We start from the raw sequence: 17,445 nt of genomic DNA on the forward strand, positions 1-17,445 counted from the left end.
GGCTTGATATGCCACATGAACACCTGAACTTACTCCAGCGTCATCAATCTTCATGGATGGGGCTTCATCTTCGAAACTGAAGTCAAATTGAACCGTTGTAAGTTTCGGGCCTATTGAGAAAGAGTAATCCATTATTGTTACTGCACTGCTGGTTTCGTCTGTGAAACTACCGATGTACGTGTGATTCCTGGTGTACACCCAGCGTGTTATTGAGGAGTTGCTCCAGGTTTCATTGGTCTTGAGGTCCATGGTCATTGAATGCGTACTCTCATGACGCCAGTAATGAGTCGAGTTCGAGACCCTTCCAGAGGCTTTCATCCAGACCGTGAAGTTCTGCCTATCCATATGAACAAGGAATCCATCGATGTTATTGTTGGGGTCTTTGTCCTCAATATAGTATGAACCATTTACATCTCCCGCAGGAGCGTGAATCAACATAGTCATGTTTAGTACATCGCCCTGTTGAGCTCTGCGAACAACTTCGCCGTCCTTCCGGACGTAGCCCTCAACGTACATGTCTCGATAAGCCAGTTGGACTGTATTGTGGTCTGCAATGTCTGCACTAGCTTGCATTGCTTCCCCTGCAGAATCTAGCGCAGTCCAGAAATATGAATCGGGTTTGATAGTACCGCCTTTTTTGTAGGAATCCCAAGGATTCATGTCAACTGCTTCGGTGAAATAGCCGGTCCACGAAACCCATGCACCTTCATGTTCCACATTAGTCTCTTTAGTGTAGTAGAAATTGGAAATGTCGGCTGTTTCATTGATAAGCAAATCATACTCCAGAAGCCATTGCCCATGTTGCCAGCTCCATGTCCAGGTGAGATTGTCTAGATAGGAAATAGCAGTGTATGCATCTGTTCCATTGAAGACATAAGCCAGCATGGGAGGCATATAGGTGAAGTTATTCCAAGCCGTAAAGCGGCTAAACATGTCTTTGGGCATTCCCCAATCATAACTCCTCAGATACTCGCTGTTGTTGGTTAGATATGCAAAGGGGATCTCAATCCTGCTAAAGGGTTCGTTCGCCCGCATCCGCAAAGTGAAGTTGTCTTTCACATCCACATAATGGATGATATCTCCGGCTTCATTGACTGCTTCCGCGTAATAGTATTCAGGAAGACCATATTGACCAACAGTGACATCAACACCGAGACCAATCGGAGGTGTCTCGAATCTGCCTGACTCTAACCGTGCGAGCCAAGAAGGCGAAACAGGGTTTCCATTCTGATCAATGGCTTCCATACCCGTCCAGAAAATGCCTTCTGCAACCTCATCCATAAACTCGATTGAGAACACCACTTCATACTCATCCGTGCCGTTATAGTAGCTACTCTCGTTCCGATACAAGCTTATGAAATTGCTCTGAGAGGGTTCATCGCTCCCGGGTTCATAGTCCAGACTTACAAGTGTCCAAGAATCAGCTGTCGCGTTATATTCGAGAACAAAGACGGGGCTTCGCTCGATACTTTTTGAACCCCAGAATCGTACCGAATCAAGGCTGTTCCCATCCCCTAAGAAGCTCTTGGGTATGGTAATATTCAGAAACAACCTCGTGCCAAATTCAACACGAAAAGCGTTCTCTGAGGTACTTGTAAGGTTCTCAGCATAACCGAGCCATAGTGTTGGCTGGGGCCCAAAGACCCACTGAGAGTTTTGTGAGGTGTGTTCAAAATCTTCCACCTCATCTTCAACTCGCCAAGACACATTCAGCTCGGGATCTCCAGTTTCCTGAGCGGTGCCATAGCTAATGCCATACACCGCACTCAGGACAATAATTCCGAGTATTAGAATCGTTCCTATTTTCTTCATGTAAATCATCCCTGCACGCAAGCCGTAATCAGTTCTTTCGAACTTGATCTATAGCCAGTGCTAAAGGTGAAGAATTCAAGCACTGAGGTGGTTGGCAGGTAGCGTGCCATCATGTTTTCTACATAGGTGTATGGTTCTTTGGTTTTAAAGGAAGAATGAATGAAGGTTATAGATGAATCATATATTAAGAATAAATAGATTTGTTATTACAATTCCTCGAAGTATAGCCGCAGTAACTCGGCCACACATCGAGCTCTAGAAACACACCCTCTGTCACGGTGGGGATCAGAACCGTCAAACATACCCGATACAGTACCTAAACAGCCATCCCTTATTGACGAAAGGACAGGCCGGAAGAACTTTTTCTCTGCTTCCTGCCTGGTCCCCTTGTCTCTTCCGTGTAAGTTCAGATATGCTGAGATGAAAGGACCAATCAGCCAAGGATGAACTGTCCCCTGATGCACTGAACCTGCCCTGCTCCGAGGGCCGCCGGTATGGGCAGGAGCATATCTTGGATCACTCGGAGCCAGAGTCCTCAAACCATATGGAGTGACAAGCTCTTCTTCAACAACAGAGAGAATGCTCTTTGCTTTCTTGGTATCCAATAGATTGTAGGGAAGGCTCAGGGCAAAAACCTGATTGGGGCGAAGCGATTCATCATTGCGATCATCCGTTACTACATCGTAGAGATACCCAAGCTCATCGTCCCAAAAAGTCTGGACAAAGGCCTCTTTTATCCAAGATGCCACAGCCTTGTATTCGTACGAATCGCGGCCCATCAACTCACAAAGGTCACCCGCCGCCATCAATGCATTGAACCAGAGGGCATTCACTTCAACGCATTTGCCGGTGCGTGGTGTTGCGAGCCAGTTTCCTACCTTCTCATTCATCCATGAAACTTCTACGCCTGGAATCCCTGAGTGAATCAAGCCGTCATGATCCTCATAGATACCGTATTTCGTTCCTGTGCGAAAGGCCCCAATGATTGAGTCTATGGTGTCCCAAATGAGTCCTCTAAGGAACTCAGTATCGTGAGTATGATCGATGTAGTTCTTCACACCGAGAATGAACCACAAGGACGCATCTACACTATCATAGTCCGGCTGAATCCCCCTGTCAGGAAAGTCGTTAGCAATCAGCCCATATCGTGAGTATCTAGCGTATGTGGTGAGAATGCCTCGAGCGTCTTGGAATCTGCCAATTGCTACTGTCAGACCGGGCAAAGAAATCATGGCATCATGACCAATATCCGCCAGTCTGTGATAGCCTGCAATGACCGATTTCCGTTGTGTCGTTTCACGGTCTACAACGAAAGCGTCAGCATTGAAAATCAACCATTCAATATCGGTATCCCGTTCCTTCTCAGACATGCTATAGGCACGACTGTTCAGGATTCTTCTTCGTTTCAGCTCGTTAAACCGCAGTCTAGCAAAATCCTTTCGCTGAGCTTCTGTTAGAGGGCCGAGGCTTTCCAATAGTTCGTTCTTGCTTCGATCAGCCGCAAAAAGAAAAGATAGGAAATGTGAACCAGGTTCAAGAACAGAATGGAAAACTCCAGGGATAAAGAGGACGTCTGTATGATTCAGTCCTCGGGACTTATCCTTGCGATATATCTGCAAATCACTTCTGTGAATTTCGGCTTGCATAAACTCAGCGTCAGGTGTATACGCGAAAACCGTTGGGCTATTCTCACGGGAATCAGAACAGAAATAGGCGTCTTCATCTCTGACTTCAATTTCTGGGTCGAATGTCAATTCCTCAGGCCGTTCGTCAAGGTCGCGGGAAGTCTGCAGTGGAGTTACGGTAAAGACAGTTTCTTCCGTCGTTTCAATCTCGTAATTAACTACGGCGATGTTTCTTCTAAAGGGCATGAATACTGATTTCTTTGCAGCAAAACAGTCCGTCTCATACCGCATCGTAGGAAGCGGATTCAGTTCAAAAGACTTCATGTGCCTGTAGCCCCGACGCGTAACCCCCTCGCTTGTTTCTTCTACCGAGAGGTTGTACTCACATTCAGAAGTTGCCAGAACATCATCAAGTCTCGAAATTGTGAGCCACCGATCAACTGGAGGGTTCAGTGCACATACCAAGAGACCATGATGACCTCGTGTGTTCAATCCAACTACGGTTGATGAAGCGTACCCGCCCAGTCCATTTGTATATAGCCATTCGAATGTGACCGCACGGTTCAGTTTGAGGTCCTTTTCGTCTAGCTCGATTGACACAAGAGGTATCTCCGAATAGTCATGTCTCGATTTTGACTCAGCACCGACAGCCTTTAAGGATTCTTGGCGGTGACCTGTCTATCGCGATTGAAGCAGATAAAAAAATCTATTCGCGTACAAGCATATATCTTGAGGCGATTTGACTGAGAAATGGAAGTAATGCAGATGTAGAAACGACTTCCTCACCTAGAATAGCAAAAAGCCCAACAAATAGCATCCTAGGTGTGAGCCACACCCTCTGGAGAGTAGCTCTTGTAACAGGAGTCGCTCAGTTTGCTTGGAGCATCTGGTGGTGGCAATTCTCCATTTTCTTGGCTGATTTGATTGATCCCTGGGCGATGGGCATTGTATTCTTGGTGGGAACTCTAGCTAGTCTCATTGGATTTGCAGTATCTGGAATCCTATCCGACATTCTCGGAAGGAGAAAAGCAATGACTCTAGCATTCATACCGATGTTTCTTGGCCTTGTCATGCTTGCAGAGTTCCCCCTCTGGCCGCTGATTCCTTTTGAATATGCTCTAGCACAATTTGGGTGGAGTTTCATACTCATCACTGCAAGAGCCATGCCTGCAGATGAAACCGCTAGTCTTGGAGGAATGAATGCAGCCCGTCGGTTTACAACAGTGCTTATGCCAGCCTATTTGATTGACGGCGTAAGCCCTGCCTTGGCATCGGGCCTTCTTTATCTTGGATTCAGAGCGCGGGAGCTTCTCTTACTGGGCGCCGTTGGGGCTGTCGTAGCATTGATAGCTGCATTGCTTTGGGTAAGAGAAACCCTTTCATCCGATACTATTAGAAAAGCTAAGAGTGGACCTATAATCTCATTCCAAGGATTGGGCCAAAATTTTTGGAAACTCGCTGCGGGGATGATCGGATACAGTTTGATATTCAATACTTCCATACGGTATTATGCTAATCTCTGCGTCGATACATGGGGTGTTAGCGCTGCGCAATATGGTTTGACTTGGAGTGCATTTTCGCTGACAAGTGGATTGCTAGCTTATACGCTGGGCGGATTCGCTGATAGAAAGCCAAAAGCATCGCTTCTGCTGGCGGTCATCCTCAACACAGCAGTCTGTTTTGGTCTGGCCTTTGGTAGTGGTTTCTATTTGCTTCTTTTTCTCAATGTAGTTTGGGCCTTTCCCATAATGACTTGGATTGGCAGTGAGCGCAGCTTAGCAGTCAGGGATGTTGAAAATGAAATGAAAGGTCGAGCATTGGGCACATATCAGTTTCTGATGAGTGCAACGCAGCTGCTGGGGGCGCCTATGGGAGCAGTGATTTGGGATGTAACAGGAAGTCTTAGGTTCCTTTGGCTATTCTCAGCATATGCGAGTATTTTCATGGTGGTTATCTTGGCGGCGGCACTTCGTTCGGTTAGAGAATCTGACTAGTGCAATACACTCGGAAAGGCCAAACCTAAATGGGGCTTTGGAAGATAGTAAGGGGGGTTCGCTAGGAAGCATTTCCCCCAAAGAATAAACCATAAGAGTTAACTTACGTTAATACTATTATTCTATATGAAACAGTAACAAGCCAGGAGGAATTACATTGTTTGATTGTTGTAATATGACATTCAGTGATATGAAGGATAAGAATGTTCTAGACTCAGAAGGGAAGGAGATTGGTAGAGTAATAGATTTCGTTTTCCATTATGAAGACGATAAGATGGAACTTGAATCCATGATTCTTGGAGGAAGTAGATTTCAAGAGTTCCTTGAAACCATTGGGATCAAACCTGACTCAGACCCAGTTATCGATGTCGATTCAATTGAAGAAGTAAATGAAGAAATGCATCTTTCAGTTACTCGTGAGGAACTACAAACCACCCTTGATGCTGATGTACTTCAAGAGGATGACATGACATTTTCAGACCTATCGAAAATACCTGTCGTTGACTCAGGCGGGAAAAAAATCGGAAATGTCATCGATGTCTGGTTTGACAGCAAGGGGATGATATGGCTTGTTCTTGGTGGCGGATTCCTTGAGGAGACCCTAGAAGATTTGGGACTACAACCTGATATCGACTTCATAGCGTCAGAAGGACATATAATCAGCATTTCCAAAGAGAGAATCCGATTGAAGATGAACAAATTCGAGCTCGAATCCACAGCTGAAGAAAAAATGGGTAAGAAGAGTAAATACCTTAAGCTAATTGGTGAGCCTGCGGAAGAACGCTAGCTACCTAGTTGGCTCTCTTCCAATTTTGCAACCCTTTCAATCGGTTTTCCGTATTCACGGCGGCCAAGCAAATGGCCGCTTCTCTATCATCAGTTTTGACACTACCTGAATTATGGTTGTTGAATCTTACTCACTCCCAGCTAGCTCCAAGACCTTGTCAACGTCCCTGGTTTCTTCATGGCGCCCTAGCATATGACCACTTTTCTGCTTCTTCGTTTCAAGGTAAATTTTATTGTACTCATCTGGCTCAATTATCAAGGGTACGCGTTCGGTAATCTCAACGTCATAAGACATCAACTGCTTCACTTTTTCAGGGTTGTTGGTCAAGAGGCGAATGGATTTCACATGTAGAGTCTCAAGAATATAGGCGGCAACACCATAATCTCGTTCATCCGCACCATGTCCTAGCAATAGATTTGCATCAATAGTGTCAAACCCCTTATCTTGCAGAGCATATGCTTTAAGCTTCTCAGTCAACCCAATATTGCGCCCTTCTTGACGAAGGTATAGCAATACGCCTTGGCCTTCCTCTTCAATCCTTCTCAGAGATTCATGAAGCTGTGCTCTACAATCGCATCGTTTGCTTCCAAGAACATCACCGGTCAAGCACTCTGAATGAAGGCGGACCAAAACATCCTCCTTGTCAACAATATCTCCCTTAATTACAGCGGTATGCTCCTTGCCATCACAGGGGCTGACCAAGCCACATACTTGGTACTTGCCAAATCCGCTTGGGAGATCTGCAATCGCAACTAGCTCAACACAACACTCATCATCAGGATCGCAAGGATTGCGTTCACTTTCTTCAAGTAGATTCTCAATTTGGGCTCTGGACAAGTTCAATCAGGACATGCTCCCTAATGGAAATCATTTCAAAACTTAGCTTAGATATACTTTCCTCTCCCCACCATTCAGTATCTACCTGGTTCAGATTCTTTGAAGAGAACGTTCACAACGTCATTTCTAAATACCGCCCTACTGATATCCAATTATCACTAAGCTACCCTAGGAGCTAAATCCATGGATGACGAAATAGCAAATAGCCTTTCCATTGCACAAGCATGGATAAAGAAGAACACGAATCGAAACCCCTTTACTAAACTGAAGAAGCATATCATCGAAACAGGAGCATGTACTGAGTGTGGTGCATGTGTTTCCAACTGTCCAGTTGATGCACTAACTGGAATGCACAAAAAGGGGAAGTACATACCAGAACTGACAGGGAAATGCATCGCTTGCGGCATATGCTACGATGTTTGCCCTAAGACCGCATCTTCACAGAATGACTTGCTGGGGGATATTAGAAGCGTTTGGAAAGTCAAAGCTACAGAAGAGTATCCACGAAGGCAAAATGGGGGTGCGGTTACAGCTGTACTCTCGTATATGTTGGAGCACGAAGCAGTTGATGGTGCTGTAATCGCATGCCAAGATCCTGACAAACCATGGTATCCCAAACCCAAAATCGCAACCAAGAAGCCAGAAATCACAGATTGTGCAGGTACAGTCTACACTCACAGTCCCATTGTTGAAGGCGTAATGGAAGGTTTTCGAAGTGGTCTGTCAGCATTAGCAGTGGTTGGTACATCCTGCAATCTCGATGCTATTGCTAATATGGAGAATAATCCGGCGGGCGTTCTGAATATTGATTTGAAACACAGCCTTTTCAAAATAGGGCTCTTCTGTATGGAATCATTCAACTATTCCAAATTGAAAGATTTTCTTGAGGAAGACGGGGTTTCTATTGAAGATGTTGAGAAATTTTCCATCGAAAAAGGAAAGCTGATAGTCACTACCTCAGAAGAGACAAAGAAATGGCCCATAAGCAAGCTCTCTCCCAGTGCAGCAAGCTCGTGTCCATACTGCAGAGATTTAACAGCCAAGAACGGTGACATCTCTTGCGGTAACATTGGAACAAATTCTGACTGGACAACAGTTCTTGTAAGAACAATACAAGGTGAACATATGCTTCAAGCAGCTATTGAAGCTGAGTACATCCAAGCAGAAGAACTATCAAGCAAGGGACTCCGCATTCTTGAACGAATAGCTCGGATGAAATTCAATCGCCTTTATGACCTTGAAAGCACTCATTAACTCTATTCTCCTCCACTGATTTGAGGAGCAGCAATGAACAAACATGTTCTGTTGACTGGAAAACCCGGAATAGGAAAAACAACCGCTATAAAGAAAGCAATCAAACACATAGGCTCTCAGAAGGTTGGTGGTTTCTGGTCCTCCGAAATACGAAAAAAGGGACGACGACAGGGTTTTGCCATTCATACTGTAGACAATGAGGAAGGCATTCTTGCCCACGTTGATAGAAAGGAGGGGCCACGAGTTAGCAAATACAGAGTCAATATTTCAGATATCAATGAGGTAGCCGTTCCTGCTATGCAAAGAGCTAGAGAACGTGGAAAAATCATCATTATTGATGAGATAGCGAAAATGGAGTTATACTCGGAGGCTTTCAAGCAGGAAGTCATGAGATGTTTGGATCAGGGCAGGGTCTTGGGCACAATCCAGCAAAAGAGGTCATCGTTTCTAAATAGCATCCGAAATCGGCCTGACGTCCGAGAGGTGGAAATCACTACTGCTAATAGAGACGAACTACCACTCCAGATAGCCAAATGGTTTCAGTACTAGGCATTCTATTTTGTTCTGAAGTAAATTAGCACTATGATTAGCATGGACAGGATTCCAAGTCCTAGTATAGAACCCCATATCACAGGAGATAGGCCTTCTTCACGTAGTGCTTCTATCTCAACGCTGCGCCACTCAGTTGTTCCTTCATTGTTCACACTTGAATTGTCTATGGCCACGATTCTATACCAGACAGTATGTCCAACCTTGAACTCCCCAAGATGAGCCCAATACAGATTATCTCCTTGCATCTCCATACTATCATTCTGGGGATCTTCTCGATCCAGACCAAATTCGATACGGACGGATGAGATGTTGTTCAGGTCCCAGACATATGCTTGGATGCTCAAGTTTGTAGCTGTAGGGCTACTGTAGGCGAAGAGCGTACGTACTTGTGCAATTGATGGATCGTGTGCGTCAGGAGTCACAGTAACCAGTATGATTTCAAAAGATGTCTGATTGAAGTAGTCGGTCAACGTTAGATTGTAGACATAATGTCCAACATCCAGACCATCTACATTCAAGCTGAAGTTCTGGCCAACCCAGGTTCCATTATCAAGAATTGTATCGTTGCGTGTCAGATTGAAGGAGCGAGGGTTGCTTTCGTCGATAGTCCAATTGATGCCATACCCAGAGTATCCTTCCTCGTATTCCACATCATCAGTTGCATTAATTACCGGTGCCCGTAAGTCCTTGTAAACGGATACATTTACGACATCACTGGAATTCTGACCGTAGACATCGTAAAGCGTCAAGTTGTAGGTGTAGTTACCCAGATGCAGATTGCTCACGGCAAAGGAGAGCTCATCACCTTCTGGTTCGTCAATGCGCCATGGCTGGCTCGTGAGATTCGCAGGCGGGCCAAATACTTTTGATAGATTGCCATAGGTCATGTTGATATCGATAATATGCACGGTCAAAGTGTAGTTTTCTGGGTTGCTATCATACACATCCCATGTAATCTTGTGGCCTGGTGAGCCAAATTCGTATGAGATGTCATCAGGTGAAGATATCACGGGATTGGTCAAATCAGGATTCACTGTGAAATTGAAGGAGCTGGTTGAATTCTGTCCTAGTGTGTCATTGACAAAGAGCGTGTAGTAATACCAATGCGTTGCATTGAGTCCATCAACAGAAACAGAAATGTTTCCTTCTTCCCATGACCCGCTTTCGATGGTCGTGAAATTGTCTGAAGCCCAATTAGATTGACGAGTTATATTGTAGAAATCGGGATTGGTCTCATTCACTTCCCAGGTTATCCTGTGACCCCAGCTTCCCTGCTCATATTGATCACCAAAGTTGCTTGAGACAGCTACCTGAGGAGGAGTTTCATCAGCTATGACTTCGACATTAACAGAGTCTGATGCACTCTCGTTATCCATGTTGAAGACTGTGCATTCAAACACGAATGTAACTGGAAGCGTGTGCGTCAGGTTTTCTTCGTAAATGTAATCCAGACTTATGGTGATATTAGAACCGTCCCAAGTTCCTTCTTCGTGCACGTCTCCATCACGAGTAACCGAGTAGTTCTTTGGCTCAGAATCAGTTACGTTCCAAGTAATTGTTTCTCCCATGCTACCATTTTCAAAAGAGAAATCTGCTGGACCACTAACAGTTGGTGCAGCGAGTAGAAAAGTATCATCACGGCTGTCGGTTCCTACTGTAAGCGTATTGGCAACTGAAGGAACCACTAAAATCGATAACAGCAACAACACAGCACCGTGTTTGCCAAAGAATTTTGCTGGAGACATCTACACTACTTCCTGTGGACCCTTTTGTACAGCTTCGCGTTACGAGTCGGTAAATATAGTCTTCGGTGGCACATCCTCAAAGACTATCGCTTCTGCCTTCTAGCAGAATAGTGAGCATCATGAATCTTGTCCATCAGACTAACTCTCATAAGCAATCGTAGTCATATCAGCACTAACAGCTTCAGTGAATAACTCCAGTGGTGAGACTCGCTAATGCCTAAGGCAATGTATACAATTTGGTGGCATGATACACTAGGACCAATGGTAGGAAGAAGCTATCCTGAAGATACCCGTCTTACCAGTGAAGAAGCGGTCACGATATTCATGTCACATGGAAGTGACATGCAGGCAGATATAGGTTATACCAAAATCCCGAAGGGGCTAATCATATCATACATGGAACAACCGAACTGCATTGCGGTCCTGCTTGACAAAGATGATGAAGCTTCTATTGTTGAAAGGAATTTGCAGCGTGTTGTGGATGAAATTGATTTCAATTCCGAATCGTGGGAAGACGAAATCAAACATGCCTTCGAGCGTCTTGAAGAGCTCATCCAAGAGTCAACAGGTAATGAGCTCCTCTCTAAACCTGAGGTGCGACAGCTGATTGTAGATATGGGTAGAAACAGGGTAGGACCGATAAAACCCAAACAGTCGCTGAAAGTCGTCACACACTATCCAGTTGCCAAGGACTACTTGGGAACTGGCCATGAAGAAGTTGCAAGAACATTACAAGATCTCGAGGAAGAAGGGCTCATAGTTGGCAAGACGTTTGGTAGAACCATCCAGTGCCAGCAGTGTGGAAGCAACCAGATTGAACTCGTGTTAAGATGCCCAGACTGTGGCTCAACAAGTCTACATAAAGTGTATACAGTGTTTTGCCCGAAGTGTAGTAATCGCTTTCACACGGTAGTTGATGATGAAATCTCAGAAGTGCAGTGTCAGAAATGTAAAGAAGCCATTCCTGTCGGCGAGCTACAAGTCCTCGAAGTCGAGCCGCTCTGCAATGAATGCGGGAAAGTTACGAACGAACCAAAAATCGACTTCGCGTGTTCTAAATGTGGCAGAAGCTTCGAAATCATTGATTTCCTCGGAGGCACAGCTGTAGCCTATCATCTTTCTGAACATCTCAAGAACCGAACCAACGAAATCAAAAACAAGTAAACCTTAACATGTATCTATGATAGTTCGATTTTGAGAGATATGGCTATCGGAATCATCGGCGGATCCGGATTTTACGAATGGTTTGGAGAATCTGCAGAAATCAGAAAAACACCATTTGGGTCTAGTTCACCAATAACGACAAGCAAGGAAGAAGGTTCAAGAATCTACTTTCTTGCACGCCACGGTCCGCAGCACAGTCTTCCTCCTCATCTCGTAAATTACCGGGCAAATGTCTATGCCTTGCGAGAACTAGGCGTTACTCATATAGTAGCAACAAACGCAGTAGGCAGCTGCATAAAGAAAATCGAACCAGGGGATTTCTTAATTCCAGATCAACTCATAGACCTCGTAACGGGAAGACAATCTACTTTCTTCACAGGCGAACATCAGAACAATCTACCAGAGAAATTGCAAGAAGTCAAGCACACGGACGTTAGCTATCCGTACAAGGGCGTTGTAAGAGAGACTCTGCTTGAAGTTCTAACCAACAGCGATTTCAAATTCCATTCTAGCGGAACATATGTGACAACCCAAGGACCTCGGTTTGAAACAGCAGCCGAAATTCAGATGATAAAGAAACTTGGGGGAAGTGTTGTTGGGATGACCAGCGCACCTGAAGCGTTTCTAGCCCGTGAACTGGACATCGACTATGCAACAACTTGTTTAGTCACTAACTATGGAGCAGGTATGCAAAAGAAAATATCACACGCCGAAGTCATTGATATCTTCGAATCGCGCATGGAAGATTTGAAACAGATCATCAGAGAATTCTTGGATCGCATCCTTTGTAAGCTCTAGTTGTTCAGTTCCCCTTCCACTAGTTCTCGAGCCGCAGAGATTATCTTCTGAGCTCCTTTTTCATTAAGACCCGCGACCTTTTCGGCCAACCGGTCAGCCCGTTCTCCGGCCAATTGGGCAGCCGATTCATATCCTTCTTTCTTCAATCGTTGTTCTAGTTTCTCCCCGACACCATGAACTCTTCGTAGTGGTAGAATCTTGGCTACTTCGCCGCCCAACATATCCTCCAAGTCAGCGTTTGATACTTCGGATGCTGCATCTATAATATCAAGCTGCTGACGAATGGATTCGAAGTCTTTGTCATCAAGGTAGTTATCGACAGCTTCCTCAACTCTTTCCTCGTCAAATCCGAGTTCGAGGTCTTCCATCTCAATTTCCCTTGAAACAACATCTGGCACTCTACCCATGAAATAAAGCGATATGAATGCGAGAAGAATTGAAGTTTGTTCAGCTATGCGAATCGTTGCTTGAGAAGTGGCAAATTGTATCGGACCGATTTCCAGAAACCAGAAGAGAACAGCATAGCCGAGGAATAATGTCCATACCGCCGCTAAACGTCGAGCCTTGCTTTTGGGGGAGCCTAACTCTCCCCATATCAGTAGGAGTGCACTTCCCATCAATAGGCCCTCCACAACCCGCTCGAAAACCAATAGCGGTAAAGCGAATATATAGAAGCTTTCTGCAACTCCAGCTATGTTGTAACCGTAAAAAGCAGGGCCAAATATGGTAAGAAGTCCCATCCCCAAAATTCCTGCTCTAAGCGCCTCTTTTCGGTCAAGTAGATCAGCAATCAATCCACCCATGAGGACTCCTGCTGCCAAGATGAGAAAATCTAGACCTTCAAGCCCTGACAGAAAGACGAGTGAGGAATCTTGAGCAAGTTCTTCTAACGCCGCTGCAAGGGTAGCTTTCGTTGCAGAATACCAAAGAAAATGGGCGGCCATAACAAATACAAGTGGAAAGAAGTATCGGCTTGCTCTTCCCCTAACTGCAAGAGCCACCTGATCGAATTTCCAGGGTTTCATCGCCAGGGAGAAGACTACTGATATCAGACACAGAATCTCTGCAACTGGGAATGAAACAGAATTAGGTGCATATGGGGACAGACCAAAAAGAACAAAGATACTATACAGAACGAAAGCCAGCGAAACAAAGATACCACCAATTCGGCCTCTGAATCTTGCTACTACAGTACGGTTGAGAAGAACAGCCCAACTCCCCATCATCAGAACAAGACCAGAAAAGGTCAGCACTACAATTGCATATTCTATTAGCGGCGTATACACGTTTGGGAAACCAAGAAACCAACCAAAGAGCGAGACAAATAGGGGGGCCAATCCACCAATAAGAATAATCACATCCAAACGCCGTATCCTGTCCAATATGGTAGCCATTAGGAAAAGTGATAGCAATGTGGAAAGCAAGCCAGGTAGCAACAATTCAGTACTAGGAACAGACATCCAAGCAGAAGACACCAACACGTAGATGGAACTGAACTGAAGTAAAATGTAGGATAAGGAAGGTGCACAGAGAAGGTAGAAAGCGGCTTTCTTCCATGGGAATTCGCGGTATTCCAGCAACGCACTCACTCAAAACCAGAATTAAAATTGGATTCTAATAAGGGCATCTCATTCGAGCAATGTTTCCTCAAATAGCCAAGTATACACACAGCAGAATAACTTTAATGGTAATCCGATTTTGGTCCTCGTGGGTATTTAGTTTGCAAAGAAATCTAGGTGCACAGGAATTCATGGTGATTGCTCCTGGAGGTGCGCCTATATTCCATTACTCGAGCAGAAATACAAAGCGACTTGATGAACTCCTATCTGGATTCCTTTCTGCTATAACCTCGTTTGCTAATGAATTCGGAGAGCAATCTGTCCAAAGCCTTTCTTTCGAAGGGTCTGAGCTCCTGTACGAACACGGTGACAACAACGTAATCTTCGTTCTTCTAATTGATGCTGATGCTTCTGAGACTGTTCTAAGGGCCGTTCTCAAAGAGCTGAGTAAGAGATTCCAAGAGAAGTTCTCATCTGAAATCGAAATGGAGATTCCTATCGCGGATACCTATGCAGGATTTGATGCAAAGGTAAAGGAGGTCATAGAGAAGTATCGATCCGTTCTCAAAACTGCGTCTCAACTCAATGGATTCGTCGTGCCAAAATTGAAGAAAAAAGATGATGAGTTTTCTCTGGACCCAGAAGTGCTCGACGAGCTACATCGGGACTATGGAAATCATGGCGTTAGGATTTTGGAATCAATTGATGGAAATACATGCATTCACGAAATCAGAGAGCAAACAGGTCTAGAAGAAGGCGATGTCTTAGAAATAATAGAATACTTGATTATTGCAGGGGTTATAGAAATCAGAATACTTTGTCCCTCTCTTTTGAAAGCCGATAGTCGCTTCGATACATACCTGGATCTCATCGGATTACCGCAGAAGGACTACCAAGTTCTTCAACGTGCTAAGAGTTTCTGTGATGGAAAGCATCCACTCACCGATATCGCCACTAGAATCAATGTAACGCCAGAACGTCTGTTTGAGGTCCTCTCAAAGATGGGAGATACAGAAGTTGAGTGGTTGAAGAAAAAGCCAAATGATGTCCCAACCACGAAGTATTAAGAGATTCAGAGCACCAGAAAACCTAGATAGACAGATCCCATAAGTTCTGAATCAAGCAAATTGAATGTTCTTGAAGCTCGAAAGGTGAAAGAAAGTGCCCCTTGAAATAATAGTTCTACGAGATAGCGGTATTCCGCTGTTTCACTATGGGGCGGCAGGGTCAAAGCGACTTGATGAGTTAGTTGCAGCATTCTTATCGCTCGTTGGCCATGTAATCGAGAAGTTTAGTGAAGAAGGAATAAGGGAAATTACATTCCAAGAAAGCAAATTCGTGTGGAACAAGAAAGGGGATCTGTACTTCATTGCATTTGTATCAGCCCATGACAACAGTCAGGTCTATGATGTGATTCTGAATCAATTGGCTGAAAGATTCGTTAGTAGATACTACGGGGAACTGTTGGAGAAGAACGATGATTCCTCTAGCTATGAAGCCTTTGCAGAGACTATAGAAAGCATACTGCACAGATTTGACGGCGTTCCAGGAATGGCCAGAAGATACAAGACCTGCCTTCTGCCGCTTGCAGAAATGACATTGATAAGGAGGTCTCTTCAGGACATCGAAGAGATAGAAGGTGTTGACAGAGCCGGCTATCTCACTCAAGATGGTTTCGTCATTGCCTCCAATCTGCGCACCTATGAGCTGGAGGCGGGCCTTGACCTGATATCCAGCAAGGGCATTTCGTTATCAAAAGGGGCACAAGAAGAAATCATCAAACATCCGTCTCTTGATAGATCCAATTCGCTGTTGTTCCATAGAACTCCCAATGGAATGATTCTAGTATTGATTGTTGATAGCAAGAAAAACCCGAATCAATTTTACGAGGACCTGAAAGAGGAAGATAAGAGCATATCTGATATCGATTTGAAAACAGGAACAAAAATCAAGCCAGAAACCGAAAGGGAACCACTTGAGTTTGAGGAGCAGAAAATGCTCATTCCGCTCATTCCGCTAGATGACATAGAACAACTCGAACAACCATTGATAGCGGAAATTCCTCGAAGCATAAGAGAATCCGTCCTTGATGTTTTGCGACTGGCAGATAATGATTATACGATTGCTGAAATCAGAGACAAATCGGGGCTGGACCGCAAGAAGCTGGATGAAATACTAGCTCAGATGGTTGGCCGAGGGCTTGCTAGACTATCGGAAGCGTATCCGACTCTTACACTGGATGATTCACGTTTCAAAGCATACCTAGACGTCGTCGGAATGCCTAAAAGAAAGCAGAAAGTGTTAGATACAATCTGGCATCAGCTAGATGGAGAACACTCTATTAGCGAAATTGCAGATAATACACAAGAACCCCCCTCAAGAATTGTAAGTGTTTTACGCACACTTGGAAATGTTGTAGAATGGAAAACTAGGAGAGACGCTTGACATGGGTAAGATCGTTTCGATACATTCGTTCCGCGGAGGAACAGGCAAATCGAATATCTCAGCTAATCTTGCTGCTGTAGCCGCACTCGAAGGGAAACGAGTGGCTGTGATGGATACAGATGTTGCATCACCCGGTATCCATATCATATTTGGATTGGGGCGTCAGAAGATTAAGCATACTCTGAATGATTATCTTCGCGGAACCTGTGATATTACTGACGCATGTATTGACATGACCAATAGGTTGGGCATAAAGGATGGCCGTCTTTTCCTGATCCCAAGCTCCATGAGTGCCACAGATATTACGCGTATTCTTAGAGAAGGTTATGAAGTGGGGGATCTTCGAAACGGTTTCAGCGAGGTTATGAGTGCGAAGGACTTGGATTATCTCATAATCGACACCCATCCTGGGCTCGACAGAGAAACATTACTTTCCATGGCCACAGCTGACGTTCTCTATGTGGTTGCACGAATCGATGAACAGGACTTGCTTGGTACTGCCGCGACACTTTCTGTGGCTAGACGACTTAAGGTGCCTAATATCAAGATCGTGATCAATAAGAAGCCGCGAATCTACGAAAACGAAGCAATCATCAAAGAAGTGGAAAGCAAATTCAAGGCGAAAGTTGCGTCGATAATTCCGTTGGTTCCAATATTGATAGAGGCGGGGAGCAGATACGTTGTGGCTCTCAAACATCCAGACAACATTTTCACCAAACAAATGGGCGTTCTCTACAGGTATTTAGAGCAAGAAAAATAGAGATTCTGGGAGTCTGCGGGCGGTAATACAAGGTATAGGCTCCAAGAATCATCATTCCAGAGAGAATCTTTCACAAAATGCCCGCGGAAAGCATATTTCTTAGCAAATGGCAT

At 44.8% G+C, this 17,445-nt stretch carries 14 protein-coding genes; 9 read left to right on the forward strand and 5 right to left on the reverse strand.

Annotated elements, in window-relative coordinates:
• Positions 1 to 1,812, reverse strand: a 1,812-nt coding sequence (locus GF309_16370; GenBank protein ID MBD3160356.1) for a hypothetical protein, incomplete at its 3' end; no start/stop codon positions are given.
• Positions 1,813 to 2,018: 206 nt separating this feature from the next.
• The gene (locus tag GF309_16375) at positions 2,019 to 4,046 is read right to left on the reverse strand and encodes a glycogen debranching protein (protein MBD3160357.1); all 2,028 of its coding nucleotides are present in this window, start codon (positions 4,044 to 4,046) and stop codon (positions 2,019 to 2,021) included.
• A gap of 215 nt (positions 4,047 to 4,261) precedes the next feature.
• Here GF309_16375 and GF309_16380 point away from each other — a divergent pair, with 215 nt between their 5' ends.
• Together GF309_16380 and GF309_16385 are read left to right on the forward strand one after the other, a co-directional pair.
• A complete protein-coding gene (locus GF309_16380) occupies positions 4,262 to 5,431 on the forward strand; it encodes a hypothetical protein (GenBank protein ID MBD3160358.1) in 1,170 nt (389 codons plus the stop codon).
• Between the two features lie 157 nt (positions 5,432 to 5,588).
• On the forward strand, positions 5,589 to 6,218 hold the full coding sequence (locus GF309_16385) for a hypothetical protein (protein MBD3160359.1): 630 nt from the start codon (positions 5,589 to 5,591) through the stop codon (positions 6,216 to 6,218).
• A gap of 126 nt (positions 6,219 to 6,344) precedes the next feature.
• Here GF309_16385 and ribA read toward each other — a convergent pair whose 3' ends face one another.
• Complete coding sequence (gene ribA, locus GF309_16390; protein MBD3160360.1) at positions 6,345 to 7,040, reverse strand: GTP cyclohydrolase II; 696 nt, start codon at positions 7,038 to 7,040, stop codon at positions 6,345 to 6,347.
• A gap of 198 nt (positions 7,041 to 7,238) precedes the next feature.
• Here ribA and GF309_16395 point away from each other — a divergent pair, with 198 nt between their 5' ends.
• Together GF309_16395 and GF309_16400 are read left to right on the forward strand one after the other, a co-directional pair.
• Complete coding sequence (locus GF309_16395; GenBank protein ID MBD3160361.1) at positions 7,239 to 8,309, forward strand: 4Fe-4S dicluster domain-containing protein; 1,071 nt, start codon at positions 7,239 to 7,241, stop codon at positions 8,307 to 8,309.
• 33 nt (positions 8,310 to 8,342) lie between these two features.
• Positions 8,343 to 8,858, forward strand: a complete 516-nt coding sequence (locus GF309_16400) for an NTPase (protein MBD3160362.1) — start codon at positions 8,343 to 8,345, stop codon at positions 8,856 to 8,858.
• Between the two features lie 5 nt (positions 8,859 to 8,863).
• On the opposite strand, the gene GF309_16405 is transcribed toward GF309_16400, so the two are convergent.
• Complete coding sequence (locus GF309_16405; GenBank protein MBD3160363.1) at positions 8,864 to 10,606, reverse strand: hypothetical protein; 1,743 nt, start codon at positions 10,604 to 10,606, stop codon at positions 8,864 to 8,866.
• A gap of 213 nt (positions 10,607 to 10,819) precedes the next feature.
• Here GF309_16405 and GF309_16410 point away from each other — a divergent pair, with 213 nt between their 5' ends.
• Together GF309_16410 and GF309_16415 are read left to right on the forward strand one after the other, a co-directional pair.
• Positions 10,820 to 11,770 (forward strand): hypothetical protein, encoded by a 951-nt coding sequence (locus GF309_16410; protein ID MBD3160364.1) that lies wholly within the window; start codon positions 10,820 to 10,822, stop codon positions 11,768 to 11,770.
• 30 nt (positions 11,771 to 11,800) lie between these two features.
• Positions 11,801 to 12,568, forward strand: coding sequence for an S-methyl-5'-thioinosine phosphorylase (locus GF309_16415; GenBank protein MBD3160365.1), 768 nt, complete (start codon positions 11,801 to 11,803; stop codon positions 12,566 to 12,568).
• On the opposite strand, the gene GF309_16420 is transcribed toward GF309_16415, so the two are convergent.
• Positions 12,565 to 14,028, reverse strand: a complete 1,464-nt coding sequence (locus tag GF309_16420; protein MBD3160366.1) for a hypothetical protein — start codon at positions 14,026 to 14,028, stop codon at positions 12,565 to 12,567. The genes GF309_16415 and GF309_16420 overlap by 4 nt on opposite strands.
• A 260-nt stretch (positions 14,029 to 14,288) precedes the next feature.
• Between GF309_16420 and GF309_16425 the strand changes: the two genes are divergently transcribed.
• The 3 genes from GF309_16425 to GF309_16435 all read left to right on the forward strand — a co-directional run bounded on the left by GF309_16425 (position 14,289) and on the right by GF309_16435 (position 17,332).
• On the forward strand, positions 14,289 to 15,194 hold the full coding sequence (locus tag GF309_16425) for a hypothetical protein (GenBank protein MBD3160367.1): 906 nt from the start codon (positions 14,289 to 14,291) through the stop codon (positions 15,192 to 15,194).
• A gap of 94 nt (positions 15,195 to 15,288) precedes the next feature.
• Positions 15,289 to 16,572, forward strand: a complete 1,284-nt coding sequence (locus GF309_16430) for a hypothetical protein (protein ID MBD3160368.1) — start codon at positions 15,289 to 15,291, stop codon at positions 16,570 to 16,572.
• 1 nt (position 16,573) lies between these two features.
• Positions 16,574 to 17,332, forward strand: coding sequence for an AAA family ATPase (locus tag GF309_16435; protein MBD3160369.1), 759 nt, complete (start codon positions 16,574 to 16,576; stop codon positions 17,330 to 17,332).
• The last annotated feature ends 113 nt before the right edge of the window (positions 17,333 to 17,445 follow it).

The sequence above is a fragment of the Candidatus Lokiarchaeota archaeon genome (assembly GCA_014730275.1).
Taxonomy (GTDB): domain Archaea; phylum Asgardarchaeota; class Thorarchaeia; order Thorarchaeales; family Thorarchaeaceae; genus WJIL01.

Coding starts and splice junctions, on each gene's coding strand:
- GF309_16395 (MBD3160361.1), top strand. CDS start 7,239: ATGGATGACGAAATAGCAAATAGCCTTTCCATTGCACAAGCATGGATA.
- GF309_16400 (MBD3160362.1), top strand. CDS start 8,343: ATGAACAAACATGTTCTGTTGACTGGAAAACCCGGAATAGGAAAAACA.
- GF309_16405 (MBD3160363.1), bottom strand. CDS start 10,606: ATGTCTCCAGCAAAATTCTTTGGCAAACACGGTGCTGTGTTGTTGCTG.
- GF309_16410 (MBD3160364.1), top strand. CDS start 10,820: ATGCCTAAGGCAATGTATACAATTTGGTGGCATGATACACTAGGACCA.
- GF309_16420 (MBD3160366.1), bottom strand. CDS start 14,028: ATGTCTGTTCCTAGTACTGAATTGTTGCTACCTGGCTTGCTTTCCACA.
- GF309_16435 (MBD3160369.1), top strand. CDS start 16,574: ATGGGTAAGATCGTTTCGATACATTCGTTCCGCGGAGGAACAGGCAAA.